A 12500-nucleotide genomic window follows, 5' to 3' on the forward strand; every position below is an offset into this window, starting at 1 on the left:
TACGAAGCCGTAGGTTAAGGGTGCTGTAAAGGCCGCTGAGCAGCGGGGTCGCCCTGGAGCGCGCGCCGGCTCCCCGGACCCGCAGGTCGAGGGGGCGAAGAGGAGGGGCACGGTCCGCTCAGACGTACAGATCCCGCAGCCGCACCGAGAGGCACGTCACACATCCCTCGAGCTTCTCGAACTCGCTGATGTCCACGACGACCGGTTCGTACCCGAGGTCGGCGAACAGCTCGGCGGTCTTCGGCGCGCTCGCCGCCATCAGCAGCTTGTCACCGCCGAGCAGCACCACGTGCGACCCGGCCTCCTCCGGGACCGGCAGGAAGCGCCCGAACAGCGAGGGCGTGTCCATCTTCGGGATGTGTCCGATGACCGTGCCGTCGGGCAGTGCCGTGACCGCCGACTTCAGGTGCAGCACCTTGCTCACCGGCACCGATACGACCCGCGCGCCGAGCGGCTCGAACGCGGCGCGCAGCTGCCGGACGCCGGCGGCGTTGGTGCGGCCGCCCCGTCCCACGTAGACCGTGTCGCCGATCTTCAGGACGTCCCCGCCCTCCAGGGTGCCCGGCTCCCAGATCCAGTTCACCGAGCAGCCGAGACCGGCCACGGTCTCCTCGACCGCGGCGGTCTCGTCCCGCCGGGAGTCGGCGCCGGGACGCGCGATCAGGGCCACGTTCTTGTACATCACGACCGTGTCCTCGACGAACACCGCGTCCGGGCAGTCGTCCGCCGGGTCCACCTCGACGATGTCCCAGCCGTGCGTGCGCAGGGCCTCCACGTACGCCGACCACTGCTCGACGGCGAGGCCGGCGTCGACCTGCTCCCGCTCGATGTGCGTCACCAGCCCCTCGGCGAGACGGGGACCGGGGCGGCGGACGAGGGCCTTCTTGCTGGGCACGAGCGTGACTCCGTATCGGATGGGACGTGTCGGGACCGCACCGACGGAGCCCCTGGGATCGACCGGAGCCCATCGGGGCGTCGGCCGACCATCATGCAGGGCGAACGGGGGAGAGGACAGCCCCGAGGACGGCCGGAGCGGGCCGGGCCACCGACCCACCGCCCCTGCGGGTACCCCGCCGCACGCCCCGGCAACGCACCCCGCGACCCGGCACCCCGTCCGCACACCGGCTCAGCCCACGGACCCTGCCCCCTCCACCCCCGCCGCCGGGCCGGTGTCGCGTGGTACGGGGGCGCGTCGCCGGCTCACCGGTGGTGCCGTACCGCCCGCCGCAGATGCTCCGCCGTGAACGACCCCTTCGCCTCCAGCAGCCGGCGCGGCGTCCCCTCGAAGACGATCGCGCCGCCGTCCCGGCCGCCGTCCGGGCCGAGGTCGACGACCCAGTCGGCGCGGGCGACCACGTCCAGGTTGTGCTCGACCACGACGACCGTGTTGCCCGAGTCCACCAGCCGGTCCAGCAGGGTGACAAGTCCTTCCACGTCCGCCATGTGCAGGCCGGTCGTCGGTTCGTCGAGGACGTAGACCGCCCCGGTCCGGTGCAGTCGTGTGGCCAGCTTGATCCGCTGCCTCTCGCCGCCGGAGAGGGTGGAGAGGGGCTGCCCGAGCGTCAGATACGTCAGTCCTACGTCCCGCAGGGCGCGCAGCCGGCGCTCTGCGCCCGGGTCGTCGAAGAAGTCGAGCGCCTGCTCGGCGGTCATCTCCAGGACGTCCGCGACGGACCTGCCCCGCACGGTCAGCCGTAGCACCTCCTCCTTGAAGCGCCGCCCCTCGCAGGCGTGGCAGGTCGTCGTCACCGGGTCCATGAAGGCCAGGTCGGTGTAGAGGAGGCCCCGGCCCTCGCAGGTGTCACAGGCTCCGCCGGAGTTGAAGCTGAACAGGCCCGCCTCGGTCCCCGTCTCACGGGCGAAGACCTTGCGGACCGTGTCCATGATGCCCAGGTAGGTCGCCGGGGTGGAACGGCCCGAGATGCCGATCGACGACTGGTCGACGACCACGGCCTCGTCGTGCGCCGCGGTGAACTCCCCGGCCAGGGTGCTCTTCCCGGACCCGGCGACCCCGGTCACCGCCGTGAGCACACCGACCGGGAACCGTACGGTCACGTCCCGCAGGTTGTGACGGCGGGCGCCCTTCACCCACAACTCCCCGGTGGGCTCCCGCACCTCGTCCTTGACCGCCGTACCGCGGCGCAGGCACCGTCCGGTGAGCGTGCCGGACGCCGCCAGCTCCCGTGCCGTCCCCTCGAACACCACCGTGCCGCCGCCCGCCCCGGCCCCCGGACCCATGTCGACGACATGATCGGCCAGCGCGATCACGTCCGGGTCGTGCTCGACGACCAGCACGGTGTTGCCCTTGTCGCGCAGCCGCAGCAGCAGGTCGCCGAGGCGGCCCACGTCCCGCGGGTGCAGTCCGACGCTCGGCTCGTCGAAGATGTACGTCATCCCGGTCAGGCTGGAGCCCAGGTGCCGCACCGTCTTCAGACGCTGTCCCTCCCCGCCGCTGAGCGTGGCCGTCTCCCGGTCGAGGCTGAGGTAGCCGAGGCCGATCGCCTCGATGCGCTCCAGCGCGGTGACGGCGGCCGAGGCGATCGGCCCGGCCACCGGGTCGTCGATCTCCTTCAGCACGGCGATCAGGTCCGTGACCTGCATGCGGGTGCAGTCGGCGATCGACCGGCCGTTGACGCGGGTCGCGAGCGCCGCCGCGTTCAGCCGGGCTCCCGGGCACGTCGGGCAGGCGCCCTCCACCAGGTACGCGCGCACCAGGTCCCGGGTCTTCTGGCTCATGGCCGACAGGTCCCGCTTCAGGTACAGCCGCTCGAAGCGGACGGCCAGCCCCTCGTACTCGGTGGTCCAGGTGCCGCCGGTGCCGTTGACGGTGACCTTGCTGCCCGGCCGCCCACGCATGAGGAATTCCCGCTCGGCGGCCGTGAACCGTCCGACCGGCTTGTGCGGGTCCAGGTCGGTGCTGTTGGTGTAGGCCTGCCCCTGCCAGGTGCCGGCGGCGAACGGCGGGAAGCGGACCGCCCCGTCGGCGAGGGAACGGTCCGGGTCCAGGATCCGGTCCCAGTCGGGCCGCACCGTCCGGCCGAGACCGTCGCACTCGGGGCACATGCCCGACGGGTCGTTGAACGAGTACGCCGTCGCCGGCCCGGCGCTCGGCGTGCCGTGCCGGGAGAACAGCACCCGGATCACGGAGTAGACGTCCGTCATGGTGCCGACGGTCGACCGGGAATGGCCGCCGATCTGCCGCTGGTCGACGACGATGGCCGGGGTGAGGTGCTCCAGGCCGTCCGCGTGCGGCCGCTCGAACTTGGGCAGCCGGTTGCGGACGAACCACGGGTACGTCTCGTTCAGCTGGCGCTGCGACTCCACCGCGATCGTGTCGAAGACGACGGACGACTTCCCCGACCCCGAAACGCCGGTGAACACCGTCAGCCGGCCTTTCGGGATGCGGAGGGTGACGTCCTTGAGGTTGTTCTCGCGTGCTCCGGTCAGGGTGATGGCATCGTGTGCGAAGTCGGTCATGCCTCCGACGCTAGGAGGGAATCCCGACAGCCTCTGGCGTGATTTCCTTCAGTTCTCCCTCCTCCAGCAGCAGCCAGCGCGTGATGCCGACGGACTCCAGGAACGGCAGGTCGTGACTGGCCACGACCAGCGCTCCCTCGTACGACTCCAGTGCCGTGGTGAGCTGCCGGACGCTCGCCATGTCGAGGTTGTTGGTCGGCTCGTCCAGCAGGAGCAGCTGCGGGGCGGGCTCGGCCAGCATCAGCGCGGCCAGCGCGGCCCGGAAGCGCTCGCCGCCGGACAGCGTCGCCGCCTTCTGGTCGGCGCGGGCGCCCCGGAACAGGAAGCGCGCCAGCCGCGCCCGGACCCGGTTGTTGGTCGCGCCCGGCGCGAACCGGGCCACGTTCTCGGCGACGGACAGCTCCCCGTCGAGGACGTCGAGCCGCTGCGGCAGGAACCGCAGCGGGACGTGCGCCCGCACCTCGCCCGACTCCGGGGCGAGCTCGCCGGTGATCGTGCGCAGCAGCGTGGTCTTGCCCGCGCCGTTGCGCCCGATCAACGCGACCCGCTCCGGTCCGCGCAGCTCGACGCCGCCCTTCACCCGGGCGCCCCAGCGGAGCCCGAGATCCTGGAGGGTGAGGACGGTCCGCCCCGGCGGCACGGCCGTGTACGGCAGGTCGACGCGGATCTCGTCGTCGTCCCGTACGGCCTCCACCGCCTCGTCGAGCCGCTCCCTGGCCTCGGCGAGCTTCTCCTCGTGCATGATGCGGTGCTTGCCCGCGGACTCCTGCGCCGCGCGCTTGCGCGCCCCCATGACGATCTTCGGCTCGCGCTTCTGATCCCACATCTTCTGCCCGTACCGCTTGCGGCGGGCCAGTTTGACCTGGGCGTCGGCCAGTTCGCGCTTCTGCTTGCGGAAGTCGGACTCGGCGACGCGCACCATGCGCTCCGCCGCCTCCTGCTCGATCTCCAGCGCCTCCTCGTAATCGGTGTAGTTGCCGCCGTACCAGGTGATGTCGCCGGAGCGCAGGTCGGCGATCTGGTCGACGAGATCCAGCAGTTCACGGTCGTGGCTGACCACGACCATCACGCCCGGCCAGGACTGGACGGCCGCGTACAGCCGCCTCCGGGCGTACAGGTCGAGGTTGTTGGTCGGCTCGTCCAGCAGCAGCACGTCGGGCCGGCGCAGCAGCAGCGCGGCCAGGCGCAGCAGGACCGACTCGCCGCCGGACACCTCGCCGATGGTGCGGTCCAACTCCACGTGGCCCAGGCCGAGTTCGCCCAGGGTGGCGAGGGCGCGCTCCTCGACGTCCCAGTCGTCGCCGACGGTGTCGAAATGCGCCTCGCAGGCGTCGCCCGACTCGATGGCGTGCAGGGCGGCGCGCTGTGCGGCGATGCCGAGGGCTTCGTCGACGCGCAGGGTGGTGTCGAGCGTGACGTTCTGCGGGAGGTATCCGACCTCGCCGGCCACGCGGACGGTGCCGTCGGCCGGTGCGAGTTCACCGGCGATCAGCTTGAGCAGGGTGGACTTTCCCGAGCCGTTGACGCCGACCAGGCCGGTCCGGCCGGGGCCGAACGCGACGTCCAGGCCCTCGAAGACGGGACTGCCGTCGGGCCAGGCGAACGCAAGGGACGTAACGGTGATGGAAGCGGACATGGGGGCCTCGCTCGCGGTTGCTCGAAGCGGTCAGGGGCAAACGCGTGTCGAGACACCTGCGACCAGGGGAGGAGGAGGCTCCGTGGGCACGTCACGGACATGAGAGATGCCCTGCACCGGGAGGACGGCTCGAACGCCGAGGTCGCACGCAGCGCACACCGGAGGGTGTGACGCGGTGTCTCAGGACCTCAGACGAGCAACGTCCTTCTCCAATCGGCGGCAACAGGACGTTGTACACCGTACGAAGGCGCTGTGAGCGATGTCAACGCCTTTACGGGGAACCCGGTCTTCCTGCTCGAAGGAGGCTCCCGTGCCCAACGCACCGCTCTCACTGCCGGCCCGGCTCTGTCTGCTGGCCTGGGACATCGGGCGACCGGCCGCCGGCACCGCCCCGCGCACCGAGCTGGTGCGGGCCGGCGCCCTCGTCGAATTGGCCCGGCGCGGGCTGCTGACCGACGTGGACGGCATCGCCACGCCGGTGGACCTGGACGCGAGCGCGGGTGACCCGGTCCTCGACGGGCTGCTGGACCTCGTCCGCGAGTCCTGCCCCCACTCCTGGCGCACCTGGGTGACGCTGCGGGCGCGGGTGACCTCCGACGCCGTGCGGGAGCAACTGGTGGCGCAGGGGTACGTCCGGGCGGAGAAGAGACGCGTGCTCGGCGTCTTTCCGTCCGTGGAGTACGCGCTGGCACGGGTGGTCGTCGTGGAGGCGCTGCGGGAGGAGACCGGTCAGGCTCTTCGGGGGCCGCTGCCGGCCGCCGGGATCTGCGACCGCGACGCGGCGGTGGCCGTGCTCGCCGCCGCCGCGCACCTCTTCGGTGAAGGCCCCTTCGAACAGCGCACCCGGGAGCTGTCCGAACGGGCCGGAGAGGCGAGGCCCGGGCTGGCCCGCATCGTCCGCGAGGTGAGCACGACCCTGACCGAGCGGAGGGCGAGGAGCGCGGTGACCGCCTCGCACTGAACCCCCCGCGGCCGAGTGCGAGGCCGACGCCCTGGCGTAGCCGGTCCGTCAGTTCAGCACGCGTCGCGCATCAGCTCGGCGAGGCCGTGGTCCAGATCGAGCTGGAGGTGCTCCAGGCCTACGGGCACGAGTTCGCTCGTGGCCTCGAGGAACCGGCGGATCTCGCTCGAGCGGACGTGGACCACGGCGGTGCCCTCGGGCGCGTGGAACTCCAGCACCGTGCGGTCGTAGCCGTAGGGTCGCACCCGCACGTCGCCGTGCCCCTCGGCGCTCTTCTGGCCCGCGGCGAGCAGCTCGCGGGAGAAGGTCCAGCAGACGTCGACGCCCTCCAGCGTGGCCGGGGCGGGGAAGGTCATGCGGACCGCGAACGGATCACGCCGGTCGTAGTGCAGCGTCGCGGGAATGCTCGGCATACGCGGCGCGGCGGCGACGAGGCGGGCCTCCACGGGCTGCTCGATGACGATGGACAACGCCTTTGCTCCCTTGTGACGGCTGGACGGACACTTCCGGGCGGATGAGGCCGGGCACTGGAAGAGACGACGGAATCAGCCAATCCGTGCACACGAATGGCGAGTGACCTCTGTCACCGCGTTCATGCACCGGAGTGACGTGACTCTCCTCGTGTGCCCCGAGGGCATGTCTGGTGCAGGGCGCACGAGCGGTGAGGCCGTCTGGACGGCACCCGGGACGTGGGCTAGCTTCGCCCGCCATGAGGCGTACGGGGAGCACGCGACGGGCGGGACGGACACGGCGCAGGGCGATCGCGATGGCGGCCTGCGCGGCGGCACTGGCGGCCCTGACCGCCGTACCCGCGCAAGGACACGAGCCGGAGCGCGGGGCGCCGCACTGGGAACTCAAGGACACCGGCGCCCCGGAGGCACGCTTCCGGGGCCTCGCCGCCGTCAGCCGGAACGCCGCTTGGGTCGCCGGCACCGGCGGCACCGTCCTGCGCACCACCGACGGCGGCGCGAGCTGGCGGAACGTGTCGCCGCCGGGCGCGGGGGAGTTGCAGTTCCGGGACGTGGAGGCGTTCGACGCGCGCCGGGCCGTGGTGCTGGCGATCGGCGAGGGGGAGGCGTCCCGGATCTACCGCACCGACGATGGCGGAGCGACGTGGACGGAGTCCTTCCGCAACCCCGACCCCAAGGCGTTCTACGACTGCCTCGCCTTCTTCGACCACCGCCACGGACTCGCGATGAGCGACCCGGTGGACGGCCGGTTCCGCATCCTGTCGACCGGCGACGGCGGCCGCTCCTGGACGGTGCTGCCCGACCGGGGGATGCCGGCCGCGCAGGAGGGCGAGGCCGGGTTCGCGGCGAGCGGCCAGTGCCTGGTGACGTCCGGGCCGAAGGACGTCTGGCTCGCCACCGGCGGGGCGGCCCGCGCGCGGGTCCTGCACTCCACGGACCGGGGCCTCACCTGGCGGGCCACCGACGCGCCCCTCCCCGCGGGAGATCCCGCCCGGGGCGTGTTCGCGCTGGCGTTCCGCGACCGCTCCCGGGGCCTCGCCGTCGGCGGCGACTACCGCCCCGACCAGCCCTCGCCGCGCGCCGCCGCCCGCACCGCCGACGGCGGCCGCACCTGGCGTCCGGCGGTCACGCCCGTGTCCGCCTACCGCTCCGGCGTCGCCTGGCTCCCGCACAGCCGGGCCGCCGCCCTCGCCGTCGGTCCCACCGGCACCGACCTCACCACCGACGCCGGCCGGACCTGGCGGGCCGTGGACACGGGCTCCTACGACACCGTCGACTGCACGCCGGACCACGGGTGCTGGGCCGCAGGTGAGAAGGGCCGGGTTGCCCGCCTGGAGCAGTGAGCATGCGGGGTGCCCTGATCGTTGGCAGTGTGGGTACCCGTTCACTGATCGGGAAAGGAAGTGAGCGCAGATGCCACGCGGTTCGAGCTCCAAGCGGGAGCGCCAGTACGAGCACATCAAGGAAAGTGCGAAGGACCGGGGCGAGAGCACCGGCCGCGCCAAGGAGATCGCCGCGCGCACGGTGAACAAGGAGCGCGCCCGCGCCGGCGAGTCCAAGACGGCCAGCCGCACCTCCACCAAGGACATGTCCTCGGGCAAGCGGGGCGGCCAGCGCTCGGGGCAGGGCTCCCAGGGGCCCACCTATGACCAGCTGTACCAGGAGGCCAAGCGCAAGGGCGTAGAGGGCCGTTCCAGCATGAACAAGAGTCAGCTTCAGCGCGCCCTGGGCAAGTGAGGCGGACGCCTCAGAGGGTCTCGCGGTAGGACTCGAGAGCGGGTGCCGTCTTCGTGGCCGTGAACTCGGTGACGCGGTAGGCGCACACGCCCGCGACGACGAACGGATCCTGCGCGGTGATCTCCTCGATGCGCGCGCGGTCCCCCGCGACGGCGATGATCACCCCGCCGTCGCGGGGGTTCTTGCGCCCGGACGCGAGGAAGACCCCCTGCCGGTACTGCTCGTCGAGCCAGACCACATGCTCCTCCAGCACGGCGTCGACGGCGTCCAGCGGGGCGGTGTACGTCAGTTCCAGCACGAACATGACCGGGAGCCTACCCCCGGGCACCCGTCCGGCCGCCGGGCAGCCCGTAGGCTCGGGCCCACCATGACGACCGTACGCATTCCCCAGGACTGGCCCGCCACCGAGGAACAGGCCCGTGCCGTGCAGGACGCTCTGCGCACCCGCGTGATCCTCGGCGACCCGGGACCGCCGCCCGGAACGGGCCGTGTGACCGGGGTCGACGTCGCGTACGACGACGAACGGGACGTCGTCGCGGCGGCGGCGGTCGTGCTGGACGCGTCGACGCTCGACGTCGTCGCCGAGGCCACCGCCGTGGGCCGGGTCTCCTTCCCCTACGTGCCCGGGCTGCTCGCCTTCCGCGAGATCCCGACGGTCCTCGCCGCCCTCGACGCCCTGCCCTGCCCGCCCGGCCTGGTCGTCTGCGACGGCTACGGCCTCGCGCACCCCCGCCGCTTCGGCCTCGCCAGCCACCTCGGCGTCCTGACCGGCCTGCCCACGATCGGCGTGGCGAAGAACCCGTTCACCTTCTCCTACGACGACCCGGACACCCCGCGCGGCAGCGCCGCAGCCCTGCTCGCCGGTTCGGAGGAGGTCGGCCGGGCCCTGCGCACCCGGGACGCCGTCAAGCCGGTCTTCGTCTCCGTCGGCCACCGGGTGACCCTGGACAACGCCTGCGCGCACACCCTCGCGCTGACCCCCGCCTACCGCATTCCGGAGACCACCCGCAGGGCCGATGCGCTGTGCCGCAAGGCGCTGCGGGAGACGCACCCGGCCTGACCGGCCGGACGGCGACCGGGCGATCTGAGTACCGGCCCTGAGTACCCGTACGGATGCCCGGGGCCGGCGCCGTCGGCAGGCTGGGGCGCATGACAACGCACCGCGCCCCCAAGCCAGTTGCCGGCCCGACCCAGACCGTCGAGCGGGCCGTCACCATAGGGCTGATCCTCGCCGTCCTGGCCGGGCTCGGCTGGATCGCCGGGATGATCTACACCGTCGCCGAGTGGCCGCTGTAGGTCCCGGCGGGACTCAGCGGGCCGCCGCGACGCGGAAGCGGATGCCCGCCGCGCGCAGCCGGTCGATCAGCGCTTTGCCCATCGCCACCGCCGTGGTGACCTGACCCGCCGTCTCCGGAAGGTCGTCGAAGGCCAGGCACAGCGCCGACTCGGCGAACATCTTCGCCGTCTCGTCGTAGCCGGGATCGCCGCCCGAGACCTCCGTGTACACCCGCGAGCCGCCGCCCTCGCCCACGAAGCGCACCGAGAACCAGCTCTTCGCCCGCTTCTCCGGGCTCGGCCCGTCCCCTGGCTTCAGACGGTCCGACAGCCAGCGTCGCGCGGGCGCCACCTGAGCCGCCGCGACCAGCGCGCCGACCGCCGCGACCCCGCCGACCGCGACGGGCAGATGCCTGACGGCCGCGTACTGCCGGTAGCGGAAGTCGGGCCCGTACCGGTCGAGGGCCGACGCCGAGCGCCGCACGATCTGCGGGTCGATGGTCGGCATCGGCAGCGCCCACGCGCCGACCTCCTTGGCGAACCGCGGCCCGCCCAACGGCGCCGACGCCCGCCGGCCCACCAGCCGCGGCTCGTGCCGCCGCCGGTCGCGCGCGGCCGCCGCCATCTCCCGCTGCCGTGCGAACTGGCCCAGCGCGGAGGCGAAGGTGCCGCCGGAGAACGCCGCGTCCGCGGTGACGAAGCCCTCCACGGTCAGGGGCACGTCCTCGGGCAGCTGCTGCACGGTGAAGTACACGCCCAGGTCGTGCGGGATCGAGTCGAAACCGGCGGCGTGCACCAGCCGCGCCCCGGTCTCCCGCGCCCGTGCGTCGTGCCGGACGTACATCAGGTCGACGAACTCGGGCTCACCGCACAGGTCCAGGTAGTCGGTCCCGGCGTCCGCGCAGGCGGCGACGAGTTCCTCCCCGTACGTCACGTACGGGCCGACGGTCGTGGCCACCACGCGCGCCTGCCCGGCGAGGTCGCGCAGCGAGGCGGGGTCGGAGACGTCCGCCCGCACCACCCCCACCCCGGCGTCGGCGGGCAGCCGTTCGCGCAGCCGCTCGAGTTTCTCCGCGTTGCGGCCCGCGATCGCCCAGCGCAGCTTCTCGGGCGCGTGGGCGGCCAGGTACTCCGCGGTGAGCGCCCCGGCGAAACTGGTCGCTCCGAAGAGCACGATGTCGTACGGACGGTCCGTCCTGCTTTGCCTGCTCATGACACCCCTCGGTCGTGCAGCCCGTGCCGCTGTCGGTGGCCGAGGCTAGCGTGAGGAGTGCGGAGCCCGACGACGATCCCGGAGGACGACGATGGCCGTGCCCAGGAATGCCCTGAAGAAGTGGGAGAAAGTGCGCGCGTTCGCACTGGGGCTGCCGGACGCCGTCGAGGAGTTCCCCTGGGGCGAGTCCGTCGCCAAGGTCAACAGCAAGGTCTTCGTCTTCCTCGGGGTGCAGGACGGCAGTTATCCCCTGGGGGTGACGGTGAAGCTCAAGGACGAGACGGCGCACGCCCACGCGCTGGCCTGCCCGGGCGCCGAGCCCGCCGGGTACGGCCTGGGCAAGGCGGGCTGGGTGAGCATCCCCCTGGAGCGGCAGGGCGCCCCGTCCGCGGAGGTGCTCTTCGACTGGGTGGAGGAGAGCTACCGGGTGATCGCCCCGAAGCGGCTGATAGTGGAGCTGGACGGAAGCTGACCCGTCCGGCAGATTGCTAAGCGCTTGCTCGGTCAGGTCTTGTGCCGAGTGGAACACGTTCTTAGCATCGCTGGTGTTACATCAGATGTGTCACAGCACTGGGGGCTGGATGACCACGGCAAGGACGCCAGGACACGGCCCGCTCACCGGCGTGCGCGTGGTCGAGCTGGCCGGTATCGGGCCCGGCCCGTTCGCCGCCATGCTCCTGGCCGACCTCGGCGCCGACGTCGTGCGCGTGGACCGGCCGGGCGGCCCCGGGCTCGCGATCGACCCGGCGTACGACGTCACCAACCGCAACAAGCGCTCGGTGGTCGTCGACCTGAAGTCCGCCGACGGCCCGGAGCGGGTGCTCGACCTCGTGGCCCGCGCCGACGTCCTGGTCGAGGGCTACCGCCCCGACGTCGCCGAGCGCCTCGGCGTCGGCCCCGAGCCGTGCCACGCCCGCAACCCGCGCCTGGTGTACGGCCGGATGACCGGCTGGGGCCAGGACGGCCCGCTCGCCCGGAGCGCCGGGCACGACATCGCGTACATCGCCCCCACCGGCGCCCTCGGCATGATCGGCCGGCCGGGCCAGGCGCCGCCGGCCCCGGCCAACCTGCTCGGCGACTACGCGGGCGGCTCCCTGTACCTCGTCGTCGGTGTCCTCGCCGCCCTGCACCACGCGCGGGTGAGCGGCACCGGCCAGGTCGTCGACGCCGCCATCGTCGACGGCACCGCCCACCTCGCCACGATGATCCACGGCATGCTCGCCGCCGGCGGCTGGCAGGACCGGCGCGGCGCCAACCTCCTGGACGGCGGCTGCCCCTACTACGGGACCTACGAGACGGCCGACGGCCGGTACATGGCCGTCGGCGCCCTGGAACCGCAGTTCTACGCCGAGTTCCTCAGCCTCCTCGGCGTCGGCGACCGGGCCGACGCCCGCAAGGACGTCACCCGTTGGGACGAACTGCGCGAAGAGATCGCCGCCCGCTTCAAGACCCGGACGCGGGACGAGTGGACGGCCGTCTTCGACGGCTCCGACGCCTGCGTGGCGCCCGTGCTGTCCCTGCGCGAGGCCCCGCACCACCCGCACCTTGCCGCCCGCGGCACCTTCACCGACCACGCCGGCATCACCCAGCCCGCCCCGGCCCCCCGCTTCTCCGCGACCCCGACCTCCGTCCGCACCGGCCCGGCCCGGCCCGGCGCCGACACGGCGGACATCGCCCGGGAGTGGGACGTCCCCGGGCTGCTCCCCGCGTCCCGAAACCCTCAGTGAAAGG

At 72.8% G+C, this 12500-nt stretch carries 13 protein-coding genes; 7 read left to right on the forward strand and 6 right to left on the reverse strand.

The window, feature by feature from the left end; all coding sequences use genetic code 11:
- Positions 1-118: 118 nt before the first annotated feature.
- From ddaH to ACFZDI_RS06260, 3 genes are all read right to left on the reverse strand, one after another.
- Complete coding sequence (gene ddaH / locus ACFZDI_RS06250) at positions 119-895, reverse strand: dimethylargininase (RefSeq protein WP_234848673.1); 777 nt, start codon at positions 893-895, stop codon at positions 119-121.
- A 305-nt stretch (positions 896-1200) separates the two neighbouring features.
- Positions 1201-3477 (reverse strand): ATP-binding cassette domain-containing protein, encoded by a 2277-nt coding sequence (locus ACFZDI_RS06255; RefSeq protein ID WP_391248134.1) that lies wholly within the window; start codon positions 3475-3477, stop codon positions 1201-1203.
- 10 nt (positions 3478-3487) lie between these two features.
- A complete protein-coding gene (locus ACFZDI_RS06260; RefSeq protein WP_391248136.1) occupies positions 3488-5113 on the reverse strand; it encodes an ATP-binding cassette domain-containing protein in 1626 nt (541 codons plus the stop codon).
- Between the two features lie 310 nt (positions 5114-5423).
- Between ACFZDI_RS06260 and ACFZDI_RS06265 the strand changes: the two genes are divergently transcribed.
- Positions 5424-6074, forward strand: coding sequence for a GPP34 family phosphoprotein (locus ACFZDI_RS06265; protein WP_391248138.1), 651 nt, complete (start codon positions 5424-5426; stop codon positions 6072-6074).
- A gap of 53 nt (positions 6075-6127) precedes the next feature.
- Here the strand turns inward: ACFZDI_RS06265 and ACFZDI_RS06270 are convergent, their stop codons facing one another.
- Positions 6128-6544, reverse strand: a complete 417-nt coding sequence (locus ACFZDI_RS06270) for an SsgA family sporulation/cell division regulator (RefSeq protein WP_234850588.1) — start codon at positions 6542-6544, stop codon at positions 6128-6130.
- Positions 6545-6783: 239 nt separating this feature from the next.
- On the opposite strand from ACFZDI_RS06270, the gene ACFZDI_RS06275 reads away from it, so the two are divergent.
- Together ACFZDI_RS06275 and ACFZDI_RS06280 are read left to right on the forward strand one after the other, a co-directional pair.
- Positions 6784-7887, forward strand: coding sequence for a WD40/YVTN/BNR-like repeat-containing protein (locus ACFZDI_RS06275; protein ID WP_372486700.1), 1104 nt, complete (start codon positions 6784-6786; stop codon positions 7885-7887).
- Positions 7888-7957: 70 nt separating this feature from the next.
- On the forward strand, positions 7958-8281 hold the full coding sequence (locus ACFZDI_RS06280) for a plasmid stabilization protein (RefSeq protein ID WP_184852223.1): 324 nt from the start codon (positions 7958-7960) through the stop codon (positions 8279-8281).
- Positions 8282-8291: 10 nt separating this feature from the next.
- Here the strand turns inward: ACFZDI_RS06280 and ACFZDI_RS06285 are convergent, their stop codons facing one another.
- The gene (locus ACFZDI_RS06285) at positions 8292-8585 is read right to left on the reverse strand and encodes a YciI family protein (protein ID WP_234850587.1); all 294 of its coding nucleotides are present in this window, start codon (positions 8583-8585) and stop codon (positions 8292-8294) included.
- 63 nt (positions 8586-8648) lie between these two features.
- Here ACFZDI_RS06285 and ACFZDI_RS06290 point away from each other — a divergent pair, with 63 nt between their 5' ends.
- Positions 8649-9341 carry an endonuclease V gene (locus ACFZDI_RS06290; protein ID WP_391248141.1) on the forward strand — a complete coding sequence of 231 codons (693 nt, stop codon included), beginning with the start codon at positions 8649-8651 and terminating at the stop codon, positions 9339-9341.
- 89 nt (positions 9342-9430) lie between these two features.
- Positions 9431-9577, forward strand: coding sequence for a morphogenic membrane protein MmpA (gene mmpA, locus ACFZDI_RS06295; RefSeq protein WP_221755081.1), 147 nt, complete (start codon positions 9431-9433; stop codon positions 9575-9577).
- A gap of 13 nt (positions 9578-9590) precedes the next feature.
- Here mmpA and ACFZDI_RS06300 read toward each other — a convergent pair whose 3' ends face one another.
- Entirely contained in the window at positions 9591-10769 is a 1179-nt protein-coding gene (locus tag ACFZDI_RS06300) for a saccharopine dehydrogenase NADP-binding domain-containing protein (RefSeq protein ID WP_391248144.1), read from the reverse strand.
- Between the two features lie 91 nt (positions 10770-10860).
- On the opposite strand from ACFZDI_RS06300, the gene ACFZDI_RS06305 reads away from it, so the two are divergent.
- Positions 10861-11241, forward strand: a complete 381-nt coding sequence (locus ACFZDI_RS06305; protein WP_361121360.1) for an MmcQ/YjbR family DNA-binding protein — start codon at positions 10861-10863, stop codon at positions 11239-11241.
- 109 nt (positions 11242-11350) lie between these two features.
- Complete coding sequence (locus tag ACFZDI_RS06310; RefSeq protein ID WP_391248146.1) at positions 11351-12496, forward strand: CoA transferase; 1146 nt, start codon at positions 11351-11353, stop codon at positions 12494-12496.
- Positions 12497-12500 lie beyond the last annotated feature (4 nt).

The organism is Streptomyces sp. NPDC007907, assembly GCF_042959365.1.
GTDB lineage: Bacteria > Actinomycetota > Actinomycetes > Streptomycetales > Streptomycetaceae > Streptomyces > Streptomyces indiaensis.

Coding starts and splice junctions, on each gene's coding strand:
- ACFZDI_RS06260 (WP_391248136.1), bottom strand. CDS start 5,113: ATGTCCGCTTCCATCACCGTTACGTCCCTTGCGTTCGCCTGGCCCGAC.
- ACFZDI_RS06310 (WP_391248146.1), top strand. CDS start 11,351: ATGACCACGGCAAGGACGCCAGGACACGGCCCGCTCACCGGCGTGCGC.
- ACFZDI_RS06255 (WP_391248134.1), bottom strand. CDS start 3,477: ATGACCGACTTCGCACACGATGCCATCACCCTGACCGGAGCACGCGAG.
- ACFZDI_RS06305 (WP_361121360.1), top strand. CDS start 10,861: ATGGCCGTGCCCAGGAATGCCCTGAAGAAGTGGGAGAAAGTGCGCGCG.
- ACFZDI_RS06275 (WP_372486700.1), top strand. CDS start 6,784: ATGAGGCGTACGGGGAGCACGCGACGGGCGGGACGGACACGGCGCAGG.
- mmpA (WP_221755081.1), top strand. CDS start 9,431: ATGACAACGCACCGCGCCCCCAAGCCAGTTGCCGGCCCGACCCAGACC.
- ACFZDI_RS06280 (WP_184852223.1), top strand. CDS start 7,958: ATGCCACGCGGTTCGAGCTCCAAGCGGGAGCGCCAGTACGAGCACATC.
- ACFZDI_RS06300 (WP_391248144.1), bottom strand. CDS start 10,769: ATGAGCAGGCAAAGCAGGACGGACCGTCCGTACGACATCGTGCTCTTC.
- ACFZDI_RS06285 (WP_234850587.1), bottom strand. CDS start 8,585: ATGTTCGTGCTGGAACTGACGTACACCGCCCCGCTGGACGCCGTCGAC.
- ACFZDI_RS06290 (WP_391248141.1), top strand. CDS start 8,649: ATGACGACCGTACGCATTCCCCAGGACTGGCCCGCCACCGAGGAACAG.